Raw genomic sequence first — 24,974 nt, 5'->3', positions numbered from 1 at the left:
AGTTTGAGAATGGAGAAGGGAAAAGTCGTCCTTGCATTTTCCGGAGGTCTTGATACCTCCATCTGTGTCCCCCTTCTGCGGGAACACTATGGCTACGATGAAGTCGTCACCGTCGCGGTCGACGTCGGTCAGCCCGAAGAAGAGATGCGGAGAGCAACAGAGAAGGGAATACTGCTCGCAGACCAGCACTATACGATCGATGTCAAGGAGAGGTTCGTCGAAGAGTACCTCTTCCGCTCGATCAAGGCGAACGGGTCGTATGAAGGTTACCCGATGGGAACCGCCCTTGCACGGCCGCTCATTGCCGAAGAGATCGTAAAGATCGCCGATAAGGAGGGCGCCCGCTGCATCGCTCACGGCTGCACGGGTAAGGGCAACGACCAGCTCCGGTTCGATTTCATATTCAGAGCGGGAGGGTACGATATCGTTGCCCCGATGCGTGAGATGAACCTGACCCGTGAGTGGGAGATCCAGTACGCGCAGGAGCGCAACATTCCGGTGACCGTCGTCAAGGATAAGCCCTACAGTATCGACGAGAACTGCTGGAGCCGAAGCATCGAAGGAGGCAAACTCGAAGATCCGTCCTTCCACCCGCCCGATGATATCTACGCGTGGACGGTCTCGCCGAAGGATGCTCCCGACAGGATGGAAGAGATCACTATCGGCTTTGAGCAGGGTGTGCCCGTCTCGCTCAACGGAGAGAGGCTCAGTGGTCTTGCCCTTATCAAGCGCCTGAACCTGATTGCAGGGCAGAACGGCGTCGGCAGAAACGATATGATCGAAGATCGTATCCTCGGGCTCAAAGCCCGCGAGATCTACGAGCATCCGGCTGCAACCGTCCTCCTCGCCGCCCACCACGACCTTGAGCACCTCGTGCTGACCAGGAACGAACTGGCGTTCAAGCATATCGTCGACGACAAGTGGTCGGAACTCGGCTACATGGGTCTCGTCCACGAACCGCTCTACCATGCCCTGAACGCGTTCATCGACACGACGCAGGAGCGCGTCACCGGCACAGTCGACGTCGGCCTCTATAAGGGCAGCGTCAAGGTGCTCGGCAGGGCGTCCGATTCGGCGATCTACTCGGACGATCTCGTATCCTTTGACAGCTGCACCATCGACCAGAACCACGCCGTCGGGTTCTCGAATTACTTCGGGCTGCAGGCCCGCCTCTGCAAGAATATGAAAAAATAGATGGAAGATCGGTGCTCACAGCACCTTCTTTCCTGCTTCTTTACCCGGCGTGCACTCGAAGACCTCGGTGATCGAGATCACGATAAGCGACTTTGCCGGGTACGCTTCACTCTTCGCCTTCATCTTGGCGCGGAACTTTTCGTATGCCTCGCCCGACGTCTGGATCTCCGCCGATCCCTTTACCTGGAAGCACCGCTTGGTGTCGGGGTCCCAGACATAGAGCGCCACTGCGGGGTTCTCCTTGAGGTTCTCGAGCGTCTTTTGCATGTAGTTATCCATGATCCATATCGTGGCATCGTCGGCGAGCTCGACCGATGCCATCGGAGCCACGTTCGGAACCCCGGTTTTAGACGCTGTTGCCATCGGGAACACTTTCGTCTTCGAAAAGACTGCCTTCATATCATCGTTCAGTGAAACCATAATCACCATCTCCTCGGATATGGCCATAGCGGCAAATTCAGGGCGCTAAAGCCAGTCACGTAGGGTATCGGACGCCGGTATATATAATACCGCTGGTACCGGTATCCAGCTCCCGGCATGTGCATCGCCGGAAAACCGGTGGTGGAGCGGGAGGAATGCCGGCCTGTACCCTCACTATGGAAAGATATAAAGACACAGACGCGAAAACGACTACTATGTGTGCCCGCTTTTTGGAGCGCTTTTTCAAACCCAAACCACATATCGTGGAGAGCCCGCCTCCACCGTCGATCTCGCACGGGGCCGGGATGACGATGCCGGAGTATAAGGTGAAACCCTATTTTATCGTGGCCTCCGTCGAGATGGGAAATACGACGACGAAGTGCATCCTCACCGGTACGAATCTCGAGACCGGTCGAACGTATATCATCAATAAGAACGTGACCATGAGCCGCGACGTCCGGCCGCCGAGACCGGGCGAGGAGGTCTTCGGCGCCACGCTCGACGGGACAGAGCTGACCCGCGAGTCGGTAACGGAGCTCGTCCGCGACACCCTTATCCGGTGCCATAAAGAGGCGAACCTCTCTATTCAGGACGACCTCGACTTCGTCGTCCGGAGTACGGGCGTGGTGGCGGCGATGGATTCCCCCGACCAGGTAGGGGATTTCATTATTGCGCTCGCGAACGGGTGTCTTGAGGCAGGCGTTCCGCCCCGGAAGATGACGCCCCCTATGTCGATCGAGAATCTTCCGAAGAAACTGCGGGAGCACAGTTTTGCCGACCGGGTTGTCTTTGTCGGCGCGGTTGCCGGAGTCGTCCCGCCGGTCGGGTGTACCGGTGTCGAGATGGTGGCGAACGAGATGGAGGGCGAGCTTGCGATGGCAGGCATTAAGGAGGGTGCGAAGTGGACGCCGGTCGATTTCCGGAACCCCTGTCTCTCCATAGACTTCGGGACGACGCTTGACGGACGGATAACGAGCGACGTCGCACCCGACGAGCCGAACCCGTTCGCCAAGACCATCGGCAACTTCTGCGGGCTTGCCGGAGCGATACCCGACTCGATCGTGCGGGGAACGGGGCTTGTCCGGGAGCGGACCGGCACCGCTCTCGACCTCCTCGGGGATAAGAGCATCGGGAGCGGATTTTCGAACCGGAAGGGCTCTCTTGTCAAGGAATATGTCGATCGCTGCCACGAGCATATCGATATCCGCATCGTTCCGCCTGACCGCACCCGGTTCGGGCGAGTGCCGGTCTGCGCCGCCGCGGCCGCCGAGTCGGGCGTTGCACTGATCGGGTGTGACTGCGGCGTCAACGGCAGTGAAATGGACATCCTTAAAGAGATCGGGAAAGAGATCTATGATAACCATGGTATCGGCCTGCTCACGCAGGTCGTTGACCACGTCTGTGCGGAGATGGCACTCCGTCTCGTCGATGTTGCCATCGCACAGGGGATGGTTCCTGCAAACTCCGCGATCGGGTTCACCGGGAGAGCCGCAATCTCCGGGAGGAAGCCTGAGTATATCCTCGACGGCATTGCCGAGAGGGGGATCTACGATGTACCGAACGATCACCTCGTCTTCGTCGATGACGGTCTTGCCCGTGGTGCAGCCCTGATGGGGCGGTGCATGAACTCGATCGGAAAGCCGAAAGATCCGCTCGGCGGGGTCTGTGGCGGGCCGTGCATTATGGCCAGGCGGATCAAGATTGGAAAGTAACGGTGATACAGGTGACAGACGAAGAACTCTTTGATTTACTCGTTCCGCCGGGCGTGCCCCGGTCGATAATTTTCAAGATTCCGGAAAAATTCGATGTCGAAGTCGTGAAGCGCCCGAGAAAGATGTACTTTGCCAATATGGACGGCGATGCGCGGGAACTGCTGGCTTTCCGCGGACGACGTGAGGTCGTCGAGGAGGTGCAGCAGTACCTCTTCACCGAGCTCGCCGAGTTCATAAAAGAAGAGTAAAGAATATTCTTTTTTTTATTGTTCCTGCCGGGAGCCGCCGATCAGCCTTGCGAGCAGCGCCTTCTGGGCGTGGAGGCGGTTCTCTGCCTGATCCCATACGATGCTCTGCGGACTTTCGAGCACTTCGCCTGTGATCTCCTCGCCCCGGTGTGCGGGCAGGCAATGCATGACGATGGCGTCCGGGGAAGCATGCCTGACGAGTGCGGTATCGATGGTGTATCCGGAGAATGCCCGCAGGCGTGCGGCGCGTTCGGGTTCATCGCCCATCGAGACCCAGATGTCCGTATAGAGGATATCCGCATCCTGCGCTGCAACCATCGGGTCACTGCCGATACTGACGTGCCCTCCTGCTTTGCGTGCCATTTCGACGATATCGTCCTTCGGCTGGTACCCGGGTGGACTTGCCACGGCAATCTCCATTCCGGTGAGCGCGGAAGCGAGTATCAGTGAATTGCAGACATTGTTCCCGTCACCGATCCAGGCAAGGCGGAGTCCCTCGAGCGAGGTGAAGTGTTCTCTCATCGTCAGGATGTCGGAGAGCACCTGGCAGGGGTGCAGCCTGTCGGAGAGTCCGTTGATGACCGGAACCGTCGAGTAGCGGGCAAACTCCTCGATGGTTTCGTGATGGTACGCCCGGATCATGACCGCGTCGACGTAGCGTGAAAGTACCCGGGCGGTGTCGCGGATCTCCTCGCCCCGGCCGAGCTGCATGTCGTGCGGGTTTAAGAAGAGAGCGTGCCCGCCGAGATCGGTCATCCCGACCTCGAAGGAGACCCGTGTCCGGGTCGAGGCCTTCTCGAAGATCATGGCGAGGTTTCGCCCCGGCAGGAGCTCGTGCAGCGTGCCCTCCTGTTTCAGCGTCTTCAGCCGCCGCGCCTCGGTGATAAGGGACTCGAGTTCTTCCCGGTCGAGGTCGATGATCGAGACGAAATCTTTCTTCATAGAATCTCCTGCATATGCCTGCACCGCCGGTCGAGGAGCTCGCGGGTTCCGATATCCCGCCGGTGGAAGACCGGGCCGCTGACCGAGGCGGCTGCGCCTTCCGCAACTGCTTCCGCCTCTTCGAGTGTATCGCCGATGCCGACAAAGGCGAGCGTACGGGAGGTCAGGGTATGAAGTGTGCCGTTCTGCTCCTCTACGTTCGCGTAGTACGTCAGCGCCTTCCCGGCGTCGCCTATGGTAAGAGGGCGGCCGGAGATCGGGTTGTCGGGGTATCCTTCCGGAACGAGGTACTTGCAGACCGTTGCCTTCCTCGCGAACCTGACGCTCGAAGCGGAGAGATTTCCTTCGACGAGGTGGCAGACGACCTCGGAGAAGTCGGATTCGAGGAGTGAAAGGACGTTCATCGCCTCGGGGTCTCCGAACCGTGCATTAAACTCGATGACCTTCGGCCCCTCCCGGGTGTTCATGAACTGGCCGTACAGAATGCCCCGATACGGCGTGCCGCGACCTTTCATTGCCGCGACGACGTCCTGCATGATGGAAAGAGCCTTTTCGTAGTCGTTAGCGCTGACGAAGGGGAGCCGATGGTCGGGGAGCGAATACGATCCCATCCCGCCGGTGTTCGGGCCCATGTCGCCTTCGTACGCGCGTTTGTGATCCTGAACGAGCGGCATCGGTACGAGGTGGGTGCCGTCGACGAACGCCTGCAGGGTGAATTCCTCGCCGATCAGCCGCTCCTCGACGATGAGATCGCCGCCGAGGCTCTCTGCATACTCGACGGCACCTCTGGTATCGACATGCTCGCCCATGATGCGGACTCCTTTTCCTCCGGTGAGCCCGATCGGTTTGATGGCGAGGTCGCCGTCGTAGCCTTCGATGAATTCGCGTGCCGCTTCTACATCGTGGAAGACGCGGTATTGCGGACATCCGGCGATACCATGCCGTTCCATCATTTCCCGGCAGAAGGATTTGTCCGTCTCGAGGCGTGCCGCGGTGCGGTTTGGACCCATACAGGGGATGCCCGCTTCTTCGAGCATATCGACGATGCCTGCTTCGAGGGGGGCTTCAGGACCGATGACTGCGCTCTCCACACCGGATTCGGTGGCAAACTGCGTTATCTTCGAAACGTCGGTCTCTCTTCCGATCAGCACGTTTTCGGAGAGCCGGGCTATCCCGGGATTCCTCCTGGCCATCACAGAAAAAATTCTTACGTCGCTGTTGCAGGAAAGCGCTCTGGTGATCGCATGTTCCCTGCCACCACCACCTACAACAAGTATTTTCATATCCATCTATATGAACCGCATGTTGTTTAATGGTTATTCGTTCAGAACCTCACTGACACGCACGAGAGCATCGAATCGGACTCCCTGGCGCCGGAACATTTCGGCAGCGCCGGCCTCGCGATCGACGACGGTCACCACGGCTCCGACCTCTGCACCGGCGGAGCGGAGCGCCTCCACACCGTAGAGAGCGCTTCTGCCCGATGTCGTTACATCTTCGACAAGGAGCACCTTTTTATCCTTCACGTCCCCTATTATGGCGCCTGATTTGCCGTGCTCCTTCTCGGTCTTGCGTATGATGGCAAAGGGCTTACCGCTCGCGAGCGAGACCGCTACTGCTATCGGAACCGCTCCTACCGCGACTCCGGCTACGACGTCGAAATCCTGGGCTTTTGCAATCTCTTCTCCAATTGCTCCGAGAATGACCGGATTGGTTGTGGCTGTCTTGATGTCGATGTAGTATCTGCTCCGTGCTCCCGAAGCGAGGAGAAAGTCTCCGAACTCTATTGCTCCGCTTTCGAGCAGCATCTCCTGAATAGTAGTTACCATGGTACGTCCTTCACTCCTGTAAGATATCCTATAATGTTTGCGAGCCGGTGGAGCAGGGGTGTCAGAATGAGAATCCATATCGCGATTGCCGGGGTTATGGTCTCAAAAAACCACGCAGGATTCCCTATAAGGACGAGAACAAACGCCCCGACCACCAGATCGTACTGGTCGGCGACCGGCCACTTCTCTCCCCGGTCTTTGCCGAGGCGCCGCTTGATGAAACTCTTGGCGAGATCGCCGAGGAGAGCTCCTGCGGCAAGCAGCACGACCGAGAGGGGTGTCAGCTCCGGGAGGAACGTCCAGCCCGCGAGATTACGAAGCAGGATCTCGGCGACTCCTGCGAGCACTCCGGCGGTCACCCCGCCGATGAAACCGCGGTAGGTCTTTCCATCGCCAAATATTCTCCTGCCGTCGGAAAATGTCTTTCCGAAGTCAATCGGCCTGCCGCCCCCGAAGAGAGCGGCAGCGGAGTTTGGCACGTATGCCGGAATCATTATCCATATCGCTGACAATAGTGAGAGCGCAATGTAAGCGATATCCAAGCTTCTGGTCGCCAATAGTCTAGTATAAAGAGTAAATATAAAGATTAAGGTATCGAAACATGAGATCAGAATGGACGATGGCACAGGTGATTCAATGATTATCAAGAAGACAAAGAGCCTCTGTCCCACATGCCGCATGGTGCTGGACGCGGATGTCGTAGAAGAGGACGGGAAGATCTGGCTGGTGCGGACGTGCCCGGAGCATGGGACATACCGTGGTCTGTACTGGTCCGACTCGGCGATGTTCAGGCGGTTCGAAGAGTACGAGGTTGTTGGCAACGGCGTTTCGAACCCGCAGGTATCCGCGTCCGAGAACGAATGCCCCACCGCCTGCGGTCTTTGCAATAATCACTCTTCAACGACCCTGCTTGCGAATATCGACCTGACCAACCGCTGCAACTTAAACTGCGACTTCTGCTTTGCCAATGCCCGTGCGTGCGGTTTTATATACGAACCGACTTTCGAACAGATTGTGGACATGATGCGGCTCCTGCGTGGAGAAAAGCCTGTGCCGGCTCCCGCTGTCCAGTTTTCTGGCGGAGAGCCGACTATGCGTGACGATCTGCCGGAGATCGTCAGAAAGGCCAAGGAACTTGGGTTCCAGCAGGTGCAGATCGCGACGAACGGATTGAACCTCGCAAAGGACGTGCACTATGTCCAGGAGCTGAAGGATGCCGGCCTCAGCACGGTATATCTCCATTTTGACGGGGTCTCCAGAAAGACGAATCCTATCCTCCCGACCAGTGAGAAAGCGCTCCGTAACTGTGCAGAAGTCGGTCTGGGTGTCGTGCTGGTGCCGACGGTTATCCGGGGCAGAAACGATCACGAGCTTGGCGATATCATCCGGTACGCGGCGGAACGGATCAACGTCGTCCGCGGCGTGAACTTCCAGCCGGTGGCGTTCACCGGAGCCGCCAGCGACGACGACGTCGCAAAAGAGCGGATCACCATACCGGATCTCGCCGACTGCATCGACGAGCAGACCGGCGGCATCATCAAGAAAGACTACTTCTACCCGGTACCCTGCGTCGTCCCGGTATCGGAGCTCGTAGAAGCCTATACCGGTAAACCGCAGCTCGTCTTCACGGCGCATCAGCACTGCGGAGCTGCGACGTACGTCTTTGTCACCGATGACGGCATGGTTCCGGTAAACAGAATGCTCGACGTCGATACTTTCTTCGATTCGATCAAGAAGATGGAGACGAAACTCCGGAAAGGCGGATCGATCAATAAGTACGTGACTCTTGTCGAAGGCGTGCGGGACTTGCACGTCTCCGTGAAGAAGGCCGAGAGCGGCAACACCACGGAGTTCTGGAAGCTGATCGCAAAGGCGCTTGTACTGCATAACTTCGAAGCGCTGCGGGAGTTCCACTGGAATGCTCTCTTCATCGGCACGATGCATTTCATGGACAACTTCAACTACGATCTCCAGCGTGTCCGGCGCTGCTGCATCCACTATGCGACACCGGACGGCCGCCTTATTCCGTTCTGCAGCTACAATAGCGGCCCTGTCTACCGCGAACAGGTCTGGAAGGCCTTCGCACAACCGCCCGAGAAAGAGTAGGCTCTTCTTCTATCCCTTTTTCCAGAGCAGCACCCGCGTTCGGTCACGGGAACGGCAGCGTCACGCTCGCCATCTTCTGCATGGCGATACTGGCGACGGCAAGGTCCTGAATGGCAAGCCCCGTCGAGTCGAAGATGGTAATCTCTTCAGGCGACTCCCGCCGCTTCTCTCCGAGAACCACCTCCCCGAGGGTGCCGGCGATCTCTCCCTGTGTATAGAGTCCCTGGCTTACGGGTACGTTGATCTCGCCGGAGTGGATGGCCTGCTCCCGGTCGTCCACGTAGACGCTCGCCCGCCGGAGAAGAGCGGGGTCGAGCTCCTGTTTGCCGGGAGCGTCCGCACCGATGGCGTTGATATGCGTGCCGTCCCGGATCCATTCCGAACGCACGACCGGCGTGGTCGACGGGGTGGTGGTCACGAGCACGTCACAGTCGCATGCCTCCTCTAGCGAGACGCTGCGAGCGTGGTACCGGGCATACCGCCCGGCAAACGCCTCGGCATGCCCTGCGTTCCGTGTCCAGACCTTTACCTCCTCGACGGCGAGCTCTGCAGCGATCGCTTCGAGCTGCGCCTCGGCCTGCCTGCCGCTTCCGATGAGGCCGAGCGTCACCGATCTCTTCGCCGAGAGGTGTTTCGCCGCCACGGCTCCTGCCGCCCCGGTACGCATGGCGGTGAGCCCGGTTGCATTGATGACGGCCTTCGGTAGGCCGGTGCCGGGGTCGATGATGACGGTGAGCGCCATCACGGTCGGAAGGCCGCGGGAGCGGTTCTCTGGATGGACGGTGACGAGTTTCACCCCTGCAATGCCGAGCGCCGGCAGGTAGGCGGGCATAGTCCGGAGATCCCCGGAATCGAAATCGACGTAGACCTTCGGCGGCATCCGGACATTCCCTCTGCCGGCCTCGGCAAACGCCGCTTCGACGGCACGGTTCACGTCGGCGTAGCGGATCTGCTCTTCGCCGCCGGAATAGTATCGCATACTTTCGATTATCCGCATGCGAGAAGAAAAAGGGTCTGGTTGGTTCCGGACTCAGGTCTCTTCCTGGATGCCCCGGATGGCCAGCCTGATGAGTCCGAGGTGTGCATCGGGCCCGGTGAAGACGCAGATATAGAGATCGCCGTACGGCGCGATGATCAGCTTGCCGTCGGGAGACTCGAGGATCATCTGGTTTAAATCGCCCATCTCCATATCCGAGACGATCTTCACGCCTGCCCGGAGGAGATCCTCCGCGACGGCGGCAACCTGTTCGACGTCTGCGTTACCGATGGACTGGAGCGCAAATCCCTCATGGAATACCGAGACGGCAATCACGCCCGGCTGCTTACCTATCTGTGCCAGCCTCTCTTCGCTCATCATCGGTTCGGGACTGGCGGGTTCTTCCCCGTCAGGTTCCTCTTCGACGGCAAGGCAGCCGCTATCCCTGCAGTACTCCCATGCCGCGTCGAGTTCCTCGGGGGTGTATGCCATCATCGTGCAGTCGAGCGTCGGCCTGCCGTAGAGATAATCGAGCGCTTTTTCGCCGTTGATAATGTAAACCCGCTCCTCCTCCTCGAACCTCGCGGCGATGGGCTGCCCCCCTTCGACGACGAGAAATCCGCCGCCGTCCGGGCCGGTGATGGTGAGTGCTCCGGTGAACCCGGGGCTGACGGTCATGATGTTTGCGAGAGTGCTCTGCATCTTGCCAAGCGTTGTCCCTTCAGGCAGCATCGGTCTCACAGTGCGGCGGTTATCCGGTCACGGTTCTTCTTCAGCTCGTATCTGATCCTGCCCACGTTGACGTTCGCATTCGCGACGATAGCGATCAGCTCGTCTTCGGAGAGCGGCGAGAGAAGGATCGGGCCGTTCTCAAGTTCGACCAGCATCTGGTGCATCTCCCCCTGCCCGAGTTCCATGCTCATCGCCTCCGATGTTCCCATGCCGGTCGACGCCATCGCTCCGAGCGCTTCGATGTCCACATCGCCTGCAACCACACTTTCAATGACAAAGCCGTCCCGTCCGGCGACGACGGCAGCGGTCACGCCGTCGAGTTTCAAGAACTCTCCAAGAATCTGTTTTAACATCTCTTCATCTCCTCTCGTTAACGTTTTCAACCTCTATCCTGATGGGCATCTCTCCGATGGCATGGGTTGCGCACGAGATGCAGGGATCGTACGCACGGATCACCATCTCTATCCGGTTTGCCGCACTCTCGGTCAGGGTGCCGTTCTGCACGACCCTGCGCGCCATGTCTTCAACCCCCCTGTCCATCGCATAGTTGTTCTGGCATGTCGCCACGATCAGGTTGCACCGCTCGATCAGTCCGTCCTCGCTCACGGAGTAGTCGTGGATCAGGGTGCCCCGCGGCGCTTCGATGATACCGACGCCGCGTCTGGATGCGACCTCCTTTGCAGGCGTTCTGATATCCTGCCCGGTGATGCCCGTATCCGAAAGATAGGCGACCGCCTTTTCGCACGATGCAATGAACTCGATGTACCGGGCGATGTTGTAGGCCAGGGTGGTCTGGCTCTGCATACCGAATTTCCGGCGGTACTCGGTGAGTGCTTCGTCGGCACGCTCGGTTCCCATCTCCCGGACGATGTTGAGCCGCGCCAGTGGCCCGACGCGGTAGTAACCGCCTGATTTGAGCCGGGCGAACTTCAGGTACGACCAGGGTTCCGAGTACTCGTCGATGTACTTCGTGTAGTCCTCTCCCGAGAAGGATCCGATCCGCTCTCCTCCGGCTCCGAGCACCTCTGCGGTGCCGTCATACGTCGTGAATGTCCCGTTATCGGAGAGGCCGACGAATGCCGTTTCGACGGCACCGAACGATTGGTCGACGTCGTCGAGGAGTGTGCGGGCGATCTCCCATCCCTCCTCCGCGATGGCGAGCGATTCCTTTGCCATCGAAAGAAGGTCGGCGCGCCTGCTCTCGCTCAGAGGCGCGCTCATCCCGCCCGGCAGTGCGTTCCCCGGGTGGATGGGCTTGCCGCCGACGGCTTCGGTCAGGCGCTGCCCGAACTTCCTGACTGCAATCGCTTTCTTTGCGATCTCGGGCGATTTCTTCGCAAGCCCGATGACGTTGCGTTCCTCCGGCGGAGCCTCGTGGCCGATGAGGAAGTCGGGTGCTGCGAGCATGAAGAAGTGCAGGGCGTGCGAGTGGACGAACTGCCCGACGTTGAGAAGTTCGCGGAGTTTTCTCCCCGTCTCCGGCGGTTCGACGCCGAAGATCTGATCCGTCGCTTTCGCTGCGGCGAGATGGTGGGCCGAAGGGCAGATGCCGCATATCCGGGGCGTGATCCGGGGCGCCTCTTCGACGGCCGCCCCGATGAGGAATTTCTCAAACCCTCTGAGTTCGACGACCTGAAAGTGGGCGGAATCGACCTCGCCGGCGTCGTTTACGTAGATCTTGACTCCTGCATGCCCTTCAATCCTCGTGACCGGGCTGATGGTGATCTCTTTCATCCGCTCCTCTCCTTGATCAGGTCGCGAATCTTCGAGTTCTCTTTGTCTTCCATGATCAGGCTTCCGATGGTGAACGCGTACATTGTATGGGCGACGTCGTAGAGTTCTTTTTCAACCTCTTTCTGCGGTTTATCCGTCAGATCGGAGATCCGCCGCACCATCATATTGTAGATGTCCCGGCACGGTTCGCGGAGGATATCGAGCGAAGGCCCGTTGCACCCGTGGCACGGCACGTTATTCTTCGGGCACGCCGCTGCGCACCTCCCGAAGGTCACGCTCCCGAGGCAGAGGTACCCCTGGCCGAGCAGGCAGTGTTCACGATCGGGTATCCCCTCATACCGCCGTTTCATCGACCAGTTCTCGACAGGCCCCATCGTCCGGTCGCACTCGGCGCAGACGGACTTCCGGGAGAGCTCAAGCGTATCGCCGGCGATCAGCGCCGGAATAATCTGTTTTAGGAGTGCTTCTTTCGGCGGGCACCCGGTGATGTAGTAGTCGATCTTCGTCATATCCCCGACGGCGAATGCCCGGTACAGGAACGGCGGTACATCCTTGGGGACGGTGCCGTCCGGGTGTGCCGTCTCCACGCCGCGGTAGACGTAGTCGAAGAGTTCGGCATTGCTGCTGAGCATCGAGAGCCCCGAGACGCCGCCGTAACAGGCGCAGGTGCCGAAGGCGACGATCTTCTTTGCCCTTTTGCGGAGGAGATTCAACCGCTCCTGGTTCTCGGTGTTCCGTATTGCTCCGGTTACGAACGCGATGTCGATACCTTCCGGCGGTTCCTTGACGTCCATAATCACCGGCGAGTAGACGATATCGGCCTTCTCAACGAGGTCGAGGATCATCTCGTGGAGGTCGAGCACGGCGATCGTGCACCCCGAGCACCCTGCAAGTTCTTCAATGGCTATCTTCACAGGGTCACCTCATTTCAGAATGAGTTTCTTTAAGCAGGCGTTCGGCCCGGTGTGGACGATCTCGAGCTTCGCACGCCGCCCCGTTATCTCTTCGATTGCGCCGACGACGTACCCGAAGAGTGTCTGACAGAGCGGGCCGCCTTGTTCCAGACCGTTCCGGCGAAGCGTCTGGCGAACGATGCAGTCGTGGAATACAAGGTAGATGAACGTCTCGCCGTTCTCTTCGATGATGAAACTCTCTTTATCCTCGGGTTTCCAGACCTCGAAGGTGTACTGCCCTGAGAGGAGATCCGAGAGCTCGTGAAGTGCTCCTTCGACATCTTCACGCTTCTGGAAGTATTTGGCAGTTTCATGGCCGAACTTTTTTCCAGCCCGGTACGTGACCGCATTTGCCCCCCGGCCTGCGATCTCTTCGAGTGAACGGATGATGAGCCCGTTGAGTTTCATAACTCCGTGGAGCGTCTGTTCCATCTCTCTCGGTCGCGGTGTGCAGTCGAGGGGGATGTCCTCGGAGAGGTAGACGATATCGGTATGGAAACTCTCATGCAGCTCGTCGATATAACTTGCCGTCATCAGATCACCCTATTCAACATTTCACAGACCCGTATGTCGATGTAGTGCCTCCGGGCAGGATAGATCCCGCGGTGCTCCAGTGCCTGGGACGGGCAGATCTCGTGGCAGGAGAGGCAGCCCATGCAGTTCTTAGGTTTTACGGGGACGCTTATCCCCTCCTGGAGCTCGTAGACGTCCATGGGACAATCCTTGACACAGAGACCACATCCGAGACACGCGTCCTTATCTACACGTATATCCATCTCATGAGCCTCTTGGTAGATTCAATCACTGTGATATAAAAATCCTCCGATATTTATACATTGTGTTTTCTGCCATTCGAGGAAAAAACTTCTCTCCCGATTATGCCGTTTTTCGGAGGTCGGATGGCGAGGCACGTACAATAAGTGGCAGTTTGCTGTTTTCAAGAGTAGGGGGGCGGCCGGTACGACCGCCCCGGAAGACCCGCTTGCCCCCCGCTTTTTTTGGAGGGAGGGGATGGATCACCTGAGGTCTGCAACGTTTCTGGCGGCCTTGATGAGCATTTCAAGATCGTCCTCGGAGAATGACGTCTTCCCCTGCAGGAGGTCGATCTCGTCCTGCTGCTGCCGGATACAGCGGTACATGACGTACATCATGAAGAGCTGAAAGAGTATGATGATACCGAAGAGTGCGAGCAGTATGCTCCCAAGCGTCATCGTTTCCCTCTGAAGAGTGTCCTCGCAAGCCTGTCGACGAACCCCTCCCGCGCCGGGCGGTCAAGTTCGTCGTCCTGACTCTCGATCCCTGCAATGCCCGCAGAAATGCGCCTGAACGCCCGTGATGCATCAGAAGACGGGTATTTTACCACGATTGGGTGACGGCCTGCGGACGCACGCCGGACGTTCGGATCTTCGGGGATGATCCCGAGGATCCGGACGCCGAGCAGCTTCTCCATCTGCGCCCGGTTGAACTCGTCGTTGTTCGTGGTGACGCGATTGAGTATCGCCCCCTCTATATGGCCGCCGACGGTCTCGGTCAGTATCTTGGTCTTCAGGGCGTCGACGATGGACGATATCTCCGGATTGACCACGAGGACCACTCCGTCGGCAACGGTCAGCGGAATGATGCCGTCTCTGCTGATCCCCGCAGGAGCATCGATGAGCATCACATCGAAGTCACCGACGAGCTCGCTCATGACGTCGCGGAGGCGATCCGGATCGGAGTTCTGAAACCCCTGGAGCGAGAGGCCGCTTGGAACGACCTTCACCCCGAGCGGGCCGTCGTAGATGGCGTCCCGAACAGATGCCTTCCCCCCGAGCACTTCGTGGAGTGTTACCGGGAGATTTTCAAGTCCCAGGATGAGTCCGAGATTTGCCATCCCGACATCAGCATCCAGAATGCAGGTCTTCTTGCCGTACTTTGCAAGCATCGGGCCGAGGTTTGCCGTAACGGTCGTCTTTCCCGTACCGCCCTTACCGGATGCAATTGTATATACATACACCATTGTAGCTCATTCCCCGTTCTGTCTCGGGTAGATCATACCCATCTCCGGAGGGCTTCTCCGACGTCCTGTTCAAGCACCGGCAGAGCATCGGAAGAAACCTTCCGCACCGGACGGGCGATACCGATCACCGTCTCTCCCTTGTGGGAAACACCGATAAGCCTGACATCCTCATTCTCCGGTCTCTCTCCCTGCTGGTAGAGGTAACTCCATTCCGCCGCCTCTTTCTGCGGGTCGGAACGCGTCGATCCGATGACAAGACCATCCGTGGTGGCAAGCGTGAAGGACGTAAGGCTGTACTTCTCTGCGATAGCGGCAAGATGCTCCTGCAGGCTCCCCGCGGCGGCCAGATCGATATCGGTTCTTATGCTGCTTTCCGGCTCTTCTTCCTTCAAACCCCCCGTGGCCTGCACGAATGGCCGTTTCGGATGCGAGATTGCGAGCCCGGCGTCTACCGTAACTCTCCTGTGGAGATCCACGATCGTGGAGAGGTTCCTGTGAAGATCTACGATGAAGTAGAGGCATCCTGCACAGGCGATCACCAGAATTACCGTGGTGATTGCGATAAAGGTCATAAGGAATGTTGTATATCCCGTTGGATCCATAACTGGCGTCAACTCCTTCTACATGTCACCATCTTGAATGAGATGCTCGAGGTTAATCCTCCGCAGCATATCCTTGCAGTTTGCCCTGAACGTACTATTGAGTTTCTCAAGATCCATCTCTTCGATCGTCTGCATGACCGAGTTGAGGTCTTCCTGGTTCTCTTGAGCCGGAGGTGCCCCTATACTGCCGCCCGTCGCTTTGCCCGGCCGAACGTGCGGCGCTGCTGCAGGTGGTGCGGGCGGCTTTGCTCCCTGCCCCGGTTTTGGGGAGCTTGCCTGTCTCTGTCTCTCGCTCCGGACCCGCGATGCTCTCCCGGAATCACCGGCCTTCGGCGACTCGGTGCTGCAGGGGCGGTTGAACTCCTGTGCGAGATTGATCTGTTCAGGTGTGAGATGGTTCAGCTCTGCCGCTGCCTCGCGTTCTTCGTTTCTCCGCAGATCGTCCAGCGCCTGCTGTCCCTTCTCCGCACCGCACTCGGCAAGCAGCACCTGCCCCCTATCGAATACCAATATGGCGCTTTCCTTCCCGAGTGCGATCGAACAGTATCCGGTGAACTGCGTACTCGCAAGTTCATCCTTCAGTGAACGAAGGGTGACTGATTTATAAAGGCGGTGAAACGTTCCGCGCGGCAGCTGCATACGACCACTTCACGTCACTGATATTTAATATATGCGATATTTATTCTTTTGTCGTCGATAATAGCGGATGTGGGGAAAGATTGCCCTATTCTCCAAAGACACCTCTTCTCTTTTGGGTAACGGTTCTGCCGGGGACGGTTCTACTCCGCGAGTTCATGAAGAACAAGCGCATATGCCGCCTTTACGCCGTCTTCCACGGCAGGGTCGAGCACCGGTGAGTACTGCTCCACTCTGCCGACCTCTATGCCGATGGTTACTACATCGAGAGCAAGGCCGAGTTCGCGTGCAATGGTGACTGCCTCGCCGACACCGACTTCATGGAGGGCGAGTGTTCCGTGACGCACCGGTGGCGGTTCGCGGAAGACCCGCACGTCCCCGGCGCGTTCTCCGATCCCGACCATGGCATCCACAATCACGATCTTATCGTAACCCTCCATGAGGGGGATGAGACCGAGCCCGCCGGTTCCGCCGTCTACCGCATCGATCTCGGGATTCAGCTCCATAAGGAGGTGTAGCACGGAAGCTCCCGCTCCGTCGTTTCCCATGAGCGGATTTCCGCATGCAATTACTCGTCTCCGGGTCTCGGTCACGTTTTTCCTCACCACCGGTTTTATTGTCCCAGGTAGAAAAGGGTATGTACAAACCGTTCAGGTGCAGATGGTATGCCCCTGGCCGGGAACGGCGTGAACAGCATGATCTACATTGTTCCAAAACCGACCGATACGCCCACCGATAACTCCACAGGGCAGGTAATCAGCGAACTTGAGAAGGCCGGAGCGGGATACGGGATCCTCGATCTCGATTCCCTCGATCCGCTCGAGAGCAACCTTGAGCGCGAGCTCATCTGGGCATGCGGTATCCGGCAGAATGGCCATGATTTCGAGGCATTGAACGTTCTCGCTCTCGACAACTGCGTCGTGAATACCCCGGAGAGTATCGTGACCTGTGCCTGTAAGGTGACGACGACGGCGCTTCTCCTCCGCCAGGGCGTGAATACGCCCCGGACGCTGTTTACACCTTCGTGCGAGAGAGCCCGCTCCTTCATCGAGGAGTGCGGAAAAGTCGTCTACAAGCCTCTCTACGGCTTTGACGGAAACGGGATCCGGCTGATAACCGACGTCGCCGATCTCGAGGCGCCGCCGTGGTACCTGCAGGAGTACGTCTGGAACGACCGGGATTTCCGGGTCTTCGTCATCGACGGCGAGGCCGTGGGCGCGATCGAGCGCGTCTCCGACAGCCTGACGCATAATATCCACCAGGGAGGGATCGGAAGGGCTCTCCCGGTCGACCCGGAGATGGCCTCGATCGCCGAGGCCGCAGCCCGCGCTGTCGGGATCGATTACTGCGGCGTAGACCTGCTCCTCGACGGCCGGGATTACACCGTTCTCGAAGTGAACGGGACGCCGAACTGGCACTGTATGGCAGCCCCCATCCCGAAGCTCCTTGCCGGGTTCCTTATCGGGAAGGAACGGGAGATGAGGTCTTAAGAGTGATCTGCCCCTGCGCGCCCGTTCGGACGGAACCGGGTGGAGGGGGCATAGGACGCCCTCAGTGAGGGAGTCCATGCAGAGAAACGGTGTCTTTCCGATTACTGGAGATATTCGATTTCCTTCAACGTTTTTTCGGCGAGCTCCCGCATGCGTGCCGAAATCCTGCCTGATGACGAAAACTCGACATCTTTCATTGCGTTTGCAAGTTCGGTTCCAAGGACGAATATCGCGTATTTGTGCTCCATCTTACTTTTATGAACCTGCGTCGGGTCGATCTTGAGGGAGTAATACTGTGAGAATTTCAACTCAGGGTTCATCATTTCAAAAAAGTCTTTTATCTCGGTAAGCATCCCATGTAGCGGTATAAGCTCTTCCTTGTGCATATTCTCTCCCTGAAATAAAAATTGTAAATATAAACATATATAAATTTGCACGCCAAAATCCGCTACCCCATCTTTATAAGCCTGATGGATGCCGGCCGCTTGGTGATTCCCTTGAAGTCACGGGCGGCGACGTACTCGAGGTTCTTCCCGCAGAGGCGGTCGAGGAGTCTCTGATCGACCACACGGTCGACGACGAGCCCTTCCACCTTCCCATTCAAGCTCTCGAGAGCCGTCTCCAGATCTGCGGCATTCGACTCCATAAGGACGGCGGTGTCGGAAGAGAGGAATCGGGCGAGGTTACGGCCTTTCACGTTCGTAATGTGGTCTGCGAGCGTTGTCGGGACTCCCTGCTCCGTTTCTTCCTGTTTCTTCTCCGGTTCCCGGGCCTGTGCACCCGGAGCCTTTTCGTCTGCCGGTGCTGTCGCCTCAGCCGGAATTGCTTTTTCCGGCTGCTCCTGGTCGATTTTTCCTGTGTATTCAGCGGTAAATTCCGCCGGCACTTTGTTCCGGAGCGCTTTGATGATCTCCTTTCTGGTCATCCCTTCGACGCTCTTTCCGCGCTGGCAGTACGACACGAAATCGATATCGGCTACCTGTAAGAGCTCGCGCAGGATCAGTTCACCGCCGCGGTCGCCGTCGAGGAACGCCGTCGCGGTCTTTCGGGAGCAGAGATCGATGATGATATCCGGAACATTGGTGCCTTCGACGGCTACGGCGTTCTTGATGCCGTAGCGGAGGAGGTTGATGACGTCCGCCCGCCCCTCGACGACGATGATAGCATCCGAATCGATGACGTTCGGACCTGCCGGTACCTTTTCGCTGCCGAGCAGTTCGAGTTTCTCTATTCTGATAACTTCGCGCACTTCGTCGAGCAGTTCGTCGCTGTTGATCTCGCCCTCGTCGAAGTGTTCGAGCAGCAGCTCCTTTGCCCGGTCGACGATCTTCCGGCGTTTTGTTACGCGGATATCCTCGATCCGGTCGACGGTAACGTGCGCTGCGCACGGTCCCACGCGATCGATCGTTTCCAGCGACGATGCAAGCAGCGCGGTCTCCGCACGATCGAGCGAGGAAGATATCAGGATCTCGCCTTTTGTCTCCCCGCGTTTTGTGACGGTCTGGACGTCTATCCGTCCGACCCGCCCGGTCCTCTGTAAGTCACGCAGATCGAGGTCTTCGCCGAGTAAACCTTCTGTCTGGCCGAATATTGCGCCTACGACATCAGGTTTGTCGACCACCCCCTCTGTCTGCAAAGTAAGGTGAATAAGGTACTTCGTAGTTTCCGGTGAATACATGTAAAACCCCCCATAGAACGGGAAGATAATCGCCATATGTCATGCAAACATTCATAAGCCTGAACATAGGTCAAGCTATATATCTATAGTGAAATTACTTAAATTAAGTGGCAGCCATATCATGAATCCATCCTGAGATGAAATGCGGATTCCTCGAATATCCGCCAGTTATTTAGATTATTGCTGAATTATATTGGTGTTTTAATGCAGCGTGGTGAATGGCGGCCATTCCAGTCCGAGACCTGGATTTCTACTGTTTTTCGGCTGACTCCAGGGCTGCCAGAACTGTCGGACGCTGCAGACCCGCGATAAGAAGAGTCTTTGTAGATGATGCGGCTCCCGATGCAATCGTCACGGAGGTGCGCGGCACGCTGAGGGTTTCTGCGACGAGGGCGATGATCGCCCGATTCGCTTTTCCGCCCACGGCAGGAGCTGCTATCTGACAGCGGATGCTCTTTCGCCATTCGTTGTATCCTGCAGGAAAAGCATTCTTCTTCGCACCGGCCGAGACGTCGAGTGCGATACGTACCCCGCTATCGGTCTCTGTTACGGCTTCTGCAAAGGAATTCATAGGACCACGGCTCTCTCAAGAGGATAATCAGAAGTGTCGCCCGACACTAACAAGCAGAGATCACCGGTGGCTGGTGCCGTACCTCACCCGCTTTTTAACCCTATGCCGGGCGTTGCCTGTCGCGCACCTGGGTTGTCCCGAGGTTCATATCCGGGCATCTCGCCAGATGATCACACGGGGACCTATAAAGTGCGCTGTATCGGCAGACTAGTATTTGTTCTCCGGGATATTATATCCATCCCCGGGGTACCACCGTGGGAGTGCGGCCAGGTGGTCGCCGTCTTTATATGCGCGAACTCCCTGCATGATAACCTCCACCGGGAAGACCGCTTCATAGCCCGCGTACGGCGACCACCCGGCGCGGGAGTGCAGGGCGTCCGGATCGACGCTCGCGATCTCACGGGGATACAGGGCGTAGTCTGCCCGATCGCCGGGGGCAAACCCGGCGACCGGGATGCCGAGGAGGACTGCCGGTGTCCAGGACGTCTTTTCCATCACCGAGATCCGCGAGATCTCCCGTTTCTGCACCGCTGCCATGAGCAGGGGAGCCATCGTCTCGACGCCGGGAATCCCAGACGGTGCTTCGGCGAGAGCGCGGCGCTTCTCCTCCGCCGTATGCGGGGCATGATCGGATGCAACGACATCGATCTTCTCCCAGCACGACCAGAGATGCCGCCGGTCGGTCTCGCTCCGAAGCGGGGGGTTTACCTTCCCGGCCGCATCCTCCGGGTCGAACCGTTCGCGGGAGAGAAAGAGGTGGTGCGGCGTCACCTCGACCGAGCCTCGTGCGGTCTTGACGGCCGCGGCGGTGCTCAGGTGGCAGAAGTGGATCCGTGACCCGGGGGGTGCAAGCCCGCCGACGATCGCGACCGCACGCGCCTCCCCGTCCGCCGGACGCATCCGGTCGTGATCGGCGAGGGTCTGCGGCAGTTTTCCGGAAACGATCTCCTCTGCGTGGATTGTGGCGACTCCACCGATCCGGGCAATCCGCTGGAGGGCACCGCTGAGTTCCTCGGGCGAAAGCGCCTCGCCGTAGCTCGAGGGAGCTGCAAACGTCTCCCCGAAAGCAAGTGCGCCCGCACGCCACATCCCCTCGAGATCCGCATCCGCCGTGACGCCGGCGTTCACCGCAAAACCGCAGACGGCATGCTCCGCCGCATCCCGTATCCGCGCGGTGATGCGCTCTCCGGTGGTGAGGGGAGGGATGGTGTTCGGCTGATCGACGACGACCGTCACCCCGCCGGCGACGGCGCTTGCCGTGCCGCTGGCAAAGTCCTCTTTGTACGCCTGCTCTCCGCCCCGCATATGGACGTGCATATCGATCGCTCCAGGCATGCAGATCAGACGGCTGCAGTCGACGGATTCGTACGCCCTGAGCGGCGCCCCGACGTGCCTCACGATCCCGCGATCGATGGCTACATCGGCGATCCGCCCGTCCGGGAGCGTCACATTCTCGAGGAGGAGATCGACCGGTCGGGTCATGAGAGGCTCGCCTTCAGGTCGTCTTTCTGCACGTAGTGCACCTCGACCATATGGTCGGGTTTGTACCGCATCTTCGCCTCCCGGAGTCCCGGAACCCCCATGTCGCATTCCCGGTCGATGCAGAGGTACTCGTTCACGAGGCCGGCCGCGGTCTCGGCGTTGATCGCACGATAGATGCCCCGGTACACGTCGGGCAGCGCCTTTTCGAAGTGCACCACCGCGGTATTCTCGTTCAGCCGTCCCACCACCGATATTGCGCCGATATTCTCTCCGACCCTGATAATAGTGCCGCGGAGCTCCAGATCGAAGAAGTGTTCCATGGCATAGAGGATGGCGTCTTTTTCGTAGGCGAGGATGGGAACCGAGTCGCAGTCCTTCCACTCGCACCACTCGATGAGGAACTCAAGTACCTCATCAATAGTATCCGGCGTGATCGCATCGGTCGTATACGAAAATTCGCGCCGGAACTTGTTGAGGTTCCGGCGTATGGAGAGGTACTCACCGCCGGGGAGTTCGGCGAGATCCTCGGCGCGGTAGATGTAATCGAAGAAGTCCCGATCCGGGTGCAGGAGAAGATCCGGGTAGAGCGTCTGTATCCATGCCGTCGAGTCCGGGTCGAGCGAGATGAGCGGGTTTCTGCCGCCTGCCGATGCGGCAAGTTCCAGCACTTCACGGAGGAGATCGGGATTCTTTGGGCCTATCGGCGGGCGGAACGTCGTCTCGCCGTCGATCGTGCTCGAGATGATAATCGCATCGCCGATGCAGGCGTAGCGGTAGTCCGCATAGTGGTTCCAGCAGACCATGTTTGCAAACGTATTATCGCTGTGTACCTGCGGGTACAGTGCGTACTGTTTCGTAAATGTGTCCCTGTCATCCAGGGTAACCGGTTTGAAATCATCCAGTGACAGCATCTTCACTGCTCTCCGTAATATCGCATGGGGACGAAGCCTTCGAGTCTCGAAAAGCCCATCGGCTGATAAAATTCTTCTGTTCCGGGCTCGGCGATCAGCCCTATCCATCCGAGACCCGCAGTTTTGCACTGCTCGAGCAGCGCTGCAACAAGCATCTTCCCGATGCCCCGTCCGCGGTAGTCGGGCAGGACGACGAGATCCTGAATATATCCGTCGGAGACCCCGTCCGAGATGACCCGGCCCATGCCGACCGCCCGGCCGCTCTCTCTCTCGACGGCGACGGCGAAGGCAAAGCTCCCCCGAACGAGGGCGTCGAGCCCGGCCGGATCCCACCGTTCGTTCCACCATCCTCCTGCGCGATAGAGATCGGCGATCACCTCTTCGTCCCAGGTGTTCACCATCCGTATCTCGATCCCTGTTCCCTGCTTTATATCCGTATTTCTCCCCCCGTCTGCAGCTCTATCATTCCTGTCCGATTCGCAGGGTTACGGCACGGCAACTCAAAAAGGGTATCTGCGGGTATCGCTCTAACAGACTCTTGGAACGGGGTCGCCGATCGGCGGCTCGATGAACCGCTCTCCCCCTATGGCGGTCTTCATAACGACATTCGACCCCTCGACGACGGTGCCGACGATAGCGGCGTCCCGACCGTAGGGGTGTGAACGGATTGCTTCGAGAACAGCCTCGGCGTCCTCCGGTTTCACGCCGAGGATCACCTTCCCTTCGTTCGCCACTTCGAGCGGGTCGATGCCGAGCATGCCTGCCGCACTCCTGACACTCTTCCGAAGCGGAAGCGATTCCTCCTCGATGACGACGCCGTGCCCGCTCTTTCTGGCCATCTCGTTGATGGCGTTTGCAAACCCGCCCCGCGTGGGATCCTTCATCGCATGGATCTCTCCCGCCGCCATCGCACTCTCGACGAGCGACCAGAGCGGCGATACGTCCGAGCGGATCTGGTCTCCGAACTCGAATCCTTCCCGGTGCGCCATAATGGCGACGCCGTGATCGCCGAGGGTGCCGCTGACGATGATGCGGTCGCCGATGGCAAGTCCGTTATCACGCACGGGCCGCTCAACGATGCCTATTCCGGCGGTGTTGACGATGATGGTATCAAGGGCGCTTCGCTCGAGCACTTTGGTATCGCCGGTGACAAGGCTTGCACCGCATTCTCCGAGGGCGGCATCCATCGACGCAACGATCCGCTCGAGGTCGGCGATCTCGAATCCCTCCGGTATGATCATCCCGCACGAAAGTGCGATAGGCCTCCCCCCCATCATGGCAAGATCGTTGATGGTTCCGCAGACGGCGATCCTGCCGATGTCGCCGCCCGGGAAGAATATCGGGGAGACGACATGGCTGTCGGTAGTAAAAACGATGTTCTGGCCGTTAATGGGGATCACTGCACCGTCATCCAGTGATTCGAGCCCGATTCCACCGGCGTTGTTATTTTTCAGATTGGTAATGGTCCTGAGGAGTTCGCCCATCACCTCTCCACCGGCTCCGTGCATGAGGTTAACTTTCATCGTGCATCCACTTCTCTGAGAAATAATTCCGAATATTCGATCTGAACCGGATCCTCGATAGAAGTCCGGAAGTATGACTGATTCTTAGTACGTTTGATCCGGCACCCCATAAAGTATCTCTTCTTCGGAGCGGTCAGTGTCCCGGTACTGCGCGGCGGCGTGCTCCGCGGGCTATGATGGAAAAACGGCAATCGGAGATCCGCCGGGAAGAGCTAGGCCGGACAGTGCAGCATATGCGCGTCGCAGAGTGGCATCCGCTGCCCGATATGAGTTGCTCCCTGCAGAGAAGAAGAGTGTCTGAAAAAGGATCCGTATCCTGCCCTGCTGAGCCGCGCCTTTCAGTCCGCGACTTCAATCTCGATGTTAGTGACGACGACTTCCCTGCCGTCGACGATCTCGGGAAGTTTCCCGCATTCCGGACAGACGAACCGCTCGTTCCCTTCGTATCCGCAGGCGCAACGGGATCTGATCGCGACGTTCCGGCAGTCGAGCGTCGCCCCGGCAAAGAGCGGATCCTCCTCGATGATAACCTCGAAGAGAAACTTCACCTGCTCCGGGTTCACCATTGCCATCTCGCCGAAATCGATGTGGACGCATTTCACCTGGTCTGCTTTGTTCTCGAGGGCAGCGCGGCGTGCGGTCGCGTAGATGTCGTGGGCAATGCTGTACTCGTGCATTACTCCTCCATCATCGCTGCATGAACCTGCCGGAAGATCTCACGGGTCTCGAGCCCTTCCTCTCTCGAGAGTTTCTGAATTGCAAACCCGACGTGAACCAGCACGAACTCGCCGACCTCCACGTCCACGAGATCGAGCCTGACTTCCTGCCGCAGGTCGCCGAAGTCCACGACCCCGATATTCTCGTCCTTGATCTCCAGTACTTCAGCGGGCATTGCGATGCACATGTCTCTTCACTCCTCGTTATATCCGGTTGACCGGGCCCGATGGCGATGTATACTGCTACCTGAAAAGGGATGGGCGCAATCCTGTGGTGATGCGGCGTACCGTCCTCGAGCTTTTCGCTTTCCGGTATACGTACGTTTCGTTCCGTCACGTAAAAAAAGTATGCGCGAGACCGCCGGGGTCGATCCCGGGGCACAATGTTTCATTTTTCTGCCGGGCAGGTTCTGTTTGGGCAGCCTCCCCGTGTGGTGTACAGGTGCGGCGCGGGATGCGGACGTTGCCGGATTTCGATCCACATCGACGGCCTTGGACGGGCGTTCGGACCGTTGCAGGA

The 24,974-nt window shown here is 58.5% G+C and carries 31 protein-coding genes; 5 read left to right on the top strand and 26 right to left on the bottom strand.

Translation table 11 applies throughout. The features are described from left to right. Positions 1 to 9 precede the first annotated feature (9 nt). Complete coding sequence (locus tag ABH15_RS12150) at positions 10 to 1,194, top strand: argininosuccinate synthase (RefSeq protein ID WP_128694649.1); 1,185 nt, start codon at positions 10 to 12, stop codon at positions 1,192 to 1,194. 15 nt (positions 1,195 to 1,209) lie between these two features. Here the strand turns inward: ABH15_RS12150 and ABH15_RS12145 are convergent, their stop codons facing one another. Next, complete coding sequence (locus ABH15_RS12145) at positions 1,210 to 1,614, bottom strand: pyridoxamine 5'-phosphate oxidase family protein (RefSeq protein ID WP_128694648.1); 405 nt, start codon at positions 1,612 to 1,614, stop codon at positions 1,210 to 1,212. Between the two features lie 215 nt (positions 1,615 to 1,829). On the opposite strand from ABH15_RS12145, the gene ABH15_RS12140 reads away from it, so the two are divergent. Together ABH15_RS12140 and ABH15_RS12135 are read left to right on the top strand one after the other, a co-directional pair. Next, entirely contained in the window at positions 1,830 to 3,326 is a 1,497-nt protein-coding gene (locus ABH15_RS12140; RefSeq protein ID WP_128694647.1) for a methanogenesis marker 14 protein, read from the top strand. 11 nt (positions 3,327 to 3,337) lie between these two features. Then, positions 3,338 to 3,574: a hypothetical protein gene (locus ABH15_RS12135; protein ID WP_128694646.1), complete on the top strand. Its 237-nt coding sequence runs from the start codon at positions 3,338 to 3,340 to the stop codon at positions 3,572 to 3,574. A gap of 15 nt (positions 3,575 to 3,589) precedes the next feature. Here the strand turns inward: ABH15_RS12135 and argF are convergent, their stop codons facing one another. From argF to ABH15_RS12115, 4 genes are read right to left on the bottom strand one after another with little or no spacing between them, the layout of a single operon-like run. After that, on the bottom strand, positions 3,590 to 4,516 hold the full coding sequence (gene argF / locus ABH15_RS12130) for an ornithine carbamoyltransferase (RefSeq protein ID WP_128694645.1): 927 nt from the start codon (positions 4,514 to 4,516) through the stop codon (positions 3,590 to 3,592). Beyond that, complete coding sequence (purD, locus tag ABH15_RS12125; RefSeq protein ID WP_128694644.1) at positions 4,513 to 5,805, bottom strand: phosphoribosylamine--glycine ligase; 1,293 nt, start codon at positions 5,803 to 5,805, stop codon at positions 4,513 to 4,515. The genes argF and purD overlap by 4 nt, the downstream gene beginning before the upstream one ends. 27 nt (positions 5,806 to 5,832) lie before the next feature. Next, positions 5,833 to 6,345, bottom strand: a complete 513-nt coding sequence (gene pyrE, locus ABH15_RS12120) for an orotate phosphoribosyltransferase (protein WP_128694643.1) — start codon at positions 6,343 to 6,345, stop codon at positions 5,833 to 5,835. Further along, a complete protein-coding gene (locus tag ABH15_RS12115; RefSeq protein WP_241648109.1) occupies positions 6,339 to 6,839 on the bottom strand; it encodes a CDP-2,3-bis-(O-geranylgeranyl)-sn-glycerol synthase in 501 nt (166 codons plus the stop codon). The genes pyrE and ABH15_RS12115 overlap by 7 nt, the downstream gene beginning before the upstream one ends. Positions 6,840 to 6,981: 142 nt before the next feature. Between ABH15_RS12115 and tes the strand changes: the two genes are divergently transcribed. Further along, complete coding sequence (gene tes / locus ABH15_RS12110) at positions 6,982 to 8,451, top strand: tetraether lipid synthase Tes (protein ID WP_128694641.1); 1,470 nt, start codon at positions 6,982 to 6,984, stop codon at positions 8,449 to 8,451. Positions 8,452 to 8,494: 43 nt separating this feature from the next. On the opposite strand, the gene ABH15_RS12105 is transcribed toward tes, so the two are convergent. From ABH15_RS12105 to ABH15_RS12050, 12 genes are all read right to left on the bottom strand, one after another. Continuing rightward, positions 8,495 to 9,430 (bottom strand): ornithine cyclodeaminase family protein, encoded by a 936-nt coding sequence (locus ABH15_RS12105; protein ID WP_128694640.1) that lies wholly within the window; start codon positions 9,428 to 9,430, stop codon positions 8,495 to 8,497. 51 nt (positions 9,431 to 9,481) lie between these two features. Then, the gene (locus ABH15_RS12100) at positions 9,482 to 10,159 is read right to left on the bottom strand and encodes a roadblock/LC7 domain-containing protein (RefSeq protein WP_128694814.1); all 678 of its coding nucleotides are present in this window, start codon (positions 10,157 to 10,159) and stop codon (positions 9,482 to 9,484) included. Between the two features lie 5 nt (positions 10,160 to 10,164). Further along, positions 10,165 to 10,512 carry a roadblock/LC7 domain-containing protein gene (locus ABH15_RS12095; protein WP_128694639.1) on the bottom strand — a complete coding sequence of 116 codons (348 nt, stop codon included), beginning with the start codon at positions 10,510 to 10,512 and terminating at the stop codon, positions 10,165 to 10,167. 4 nt (positions 10,513 to 10,516) lie between these two features. Further along, positions 10,517 to 11,893 carry a Ni/Fe hydrogenase subunit alpha gene (locus ABH15_RS12090; RefSeq protein ID WP_128694638.1) on the bottom strand — a complete coding sequence of 459 codons (1,377 nt, stop codon included), beginning with the start codon at positions 11,891 to 11,893 and terminating at the stop codon, positions 10,517 to 10,519. Continuing rightward, the gene (locus ABH15_RS12085; RefSeq protein WP_128694637.1) at positions 11,890 to 12,807 is read right to left on the bottom strand and encodes an NADH-quinone oxidoreductase subunit B family protein; all 918 of its coding nucleotides are present in this window, start codon (positions 12,805 to 12,807) and stop codon (positions 11,890 to 11,892) included. Before ABH15_RS12085 ends, ABH15_RS12090 begins: the two co-directional genes overlap by 4 nt. A gap of 9 nt (positions 12,808 to 12,816) precedes the next feature. After that, entirely contained in the window at positions 12,817 to 13,380 is a 564-nt protein-coding gene (locus ABH15_RS12080) for a hydrocarbon binding protein (contains V4R domain) (RefSeq protein ID WP_128694636.1), read from the bottom strand. Then, positions 13,380 to 13,622 carry a 4Fe-4S dicluster domain-containing protein gene (locus ABH15_RS12075; protein ID WP_128694635.1) on the bottom strand — a complete coding sequence of 81 codons (243 nt, stop codon included), beginning with the start codon at positions 13,620 to 13,622 and terminating at the stop codon, positions 13,380 to 13,382. The genes ABH15_RS12080 and ABH15_RS12075 overlap by 1 nt, the downstream gene beginning before the upstream one ends. A gap of 240 nt (positions 13,623 to 13,862) precedes the next feature. Beyond that, positions 13,863 to 14,057 (bottom strand): hypothetical protein, encoded by a 195-nt coding sequence (locus tag ABH15_RS12070; RefSeq protein WP_128694634.1) that lies wholly within the window; start codon positions 14,055 to 14,057, stop codon positions 13,863 to 13,865. Next, positions 14,054 to 14,845, bottom strand: coding sequence for a cell division ATPase MinD (gene minD / locus ABH15_RS12065; RefSeq protein ID WP_128694633.1), 792 nt, complete (start codon positions 14,843 to 14,845; stop codon positions 14,054 to 14,056). The genes ABH15_RS12070 and minD overlap by 4 nt, the downstream gene beginning before the upstream one ends. 32 nt (positions 14,846 to 14,877) lie before the next feature. Further along, positions 14,878 to 15,447: a hypothetical protein gene (locus ABH15_RS12060; RefSeq protein WP_128694632.1), complete on the bottom strand. Its 570-nt coding sequence runs from the start codon at positions 15,445 to 15,447 to the stop codon at positions 14,878 to 14,880. 18 nt (positions 15,448 to 15,465) lie between these two features. Then, positions 15,466 to 16,086: a hypothetical protein gene (locus ABH15_RS12055; protein WP_128694631.1), complete on the bottom strand. Its 621-nt coding sequence runs from the start codon at positions 16,084 to 16,086 to the stop codon at positions 15,466 to 15,468. Positions 16,087 to 16,226: 140 nt separating this feature from the next. Continuing rightward, positions 16,227 to 16,688, bottom strand: a complete 462-nt coding sequence (locus tag ABH15_RS12050) for a hydrogenase maturation protease (protein WP_241648108.1) — start codon at positions 16,686 to 16,688, stop codon at positions 16,227 to 16,229. A 60-nt stretch (positions 16,689 to 16,748) separates the two neighbouring features. Between ABH15_RS12050 and ABH15_RS12045 the strand changes: the two genes are divergently transcribed. Then, complete coding sequence (locus tag ABH15_RS12045) at positions 16,749 to 17,573, top strand: ATP-grasp domain-containing protein (RefSeq protein WP_338323538.1); 825 nt, start codon at positions 16,749 to 16,751, stop codon at positions 17,571 to 17,573. 101 nt (positions 17,574 to 17,674) lie between these two features. Here ABH15_RS12045 and ABH15_RS12040 read toward each other — a convergent pair whose 3' ends face one another. The 9 genes from ABH15_RS12040 to ABH15_RS12000 all read right to left on the bottom strand — a co-directional run bounded on the left by ABH15_RS12040 (position 17,675) and on the right by ABH15_RS12000 (position 24,642). After that, positions 17,675 to 17,959 (bottom strand): UPF0058 family protein, encoded by a 285-nt coding sequence (locus tag ABH15_RS12040; protein WP_128694630.1) that lies wholly within the window; start codon positions 17,957 to 17,959, stop codon positions 17,675 to 17,677. 62 nt (positions 17,960 to 18,021) lie between these two features. Continuing rightward, on the bottom strand, positions 18,022 to 19,251 hold the full coding sequence (gene dnaG, locus ABH15_RS12035; protein WP_128694629.1) for a DNA primase DnaG: 1,230 nt from the start codon (positions 19,249 to 19,251) through the stop codon (positions 18,022 to 18,024). A gap of 250 nt (positions 19,252 to 19,501) precedes the next feature. Beyond that, on the bottom strand, positions 19,502 to 19,822 hold the full coding sequence (locus ABH15_RS12030; protein WP_128694628.1) for a DUF167 domain-containing protein: 321 nt from the start codon (positions 19,820 to 19,822) through the stop codon (positions 19,502 to 19,504). A gap of 207 nt (positions 19,823 to 20,029) precedes the next feature. Beyond that, entirely contained in the window at positions 20,030 to 21,304 is a 1,275-nt protein-coding gene (gene pyrC, locus ABH15_RS12025) for a dihydroorotase (RefSeq protein ID WP_128694627.1), read from the bottom strand. Further along, entirely contained in the window at positions 21,301 to 22,215 is a 915-nt protein-coding gene (locus tag ABH15_RS12020; protein ID WP_128694626.1) for a DUF2156 domain-containing protein, read from the bottom strand. Before ABH15_RS12020 ends, pyrC begins: the two co-directional genes overlap by 4 nt. A 2-nt stretch (positions 22,216 to 22,217) precedes the next feature. Continuing rightward, positions 22,218 to 22,616 carry a GNAT family N-acetyltransferase gene (locus ABH15_RS12015; RefSeq protein WP_128694625.1) on the bottom strand — a complete coding sequence of 133 codons (399 nt, stop codon included), beginning with the start codon at positions 22,614 to 22,616 and terminating at the stop codon, positions 22,218 to 22,220. Positions 22,617 to 22,742: 126 nt separating this feature from the next. Continuing rightward, positions 22,743 to 23,738, bottom strand: a complete 996-nt coding sequence (gene hypE, locus ABH15_RS12010) for a hydrogenase expression/formation protein HypE (protein ID WP_128694624.1) — start codon at positions 23,736 to 23,738, stop codon at positions 22,743 to 22,745. A 338-nt stretch (positions 23,739 to 24,076) separates the two neighbouring features. Then, on the bottom strand, positions 24,077 to 24,415 hold the full coding sequence (locus ABH15_RS12005; protein WP_128694623.1) for a hydrogenase maturation nickel metallochaperone HypA/HybF: 339 nt from the start codon (positions 24,413 to 24,415) through the stop codon (positions 24,077 to 24,079). Continuing rightward, the gene (locus ABH15_RS12000; RefSeq protein WP_128694622.1) at positions 24,415 to 24,642 is read right to left on the bottom strand and encodes a HypC/HybG/HupF family hydrogenase formation chaperone; all 228 of its coding nucleotides are present in this window, start codon (positions 24,640 to 24,642) and stop codon (positions 24,415 to 24,417) included. Before ABH15_RS12000 ends, ABH15_RS12005 begins: the two co-directional genes overlap by 1 nt. Positions 24,643 to 24,974: the final 332 nt, after the last annotated feature.

This window comes from Methanoculleus taiwanensis (assembly GCF_004102725.1).
Taxonomy (GTDB): domain Archaea; phylum Halobacteriota; class Methanomicrobia; order Methanomicrobiales; family Methanoculleaceae; genus Methanoculleus_A; species Methanoculleus_A taiwanensis.
This window is presented reverse-complemented; position numbering and strand designations above follow the sequence as displayed.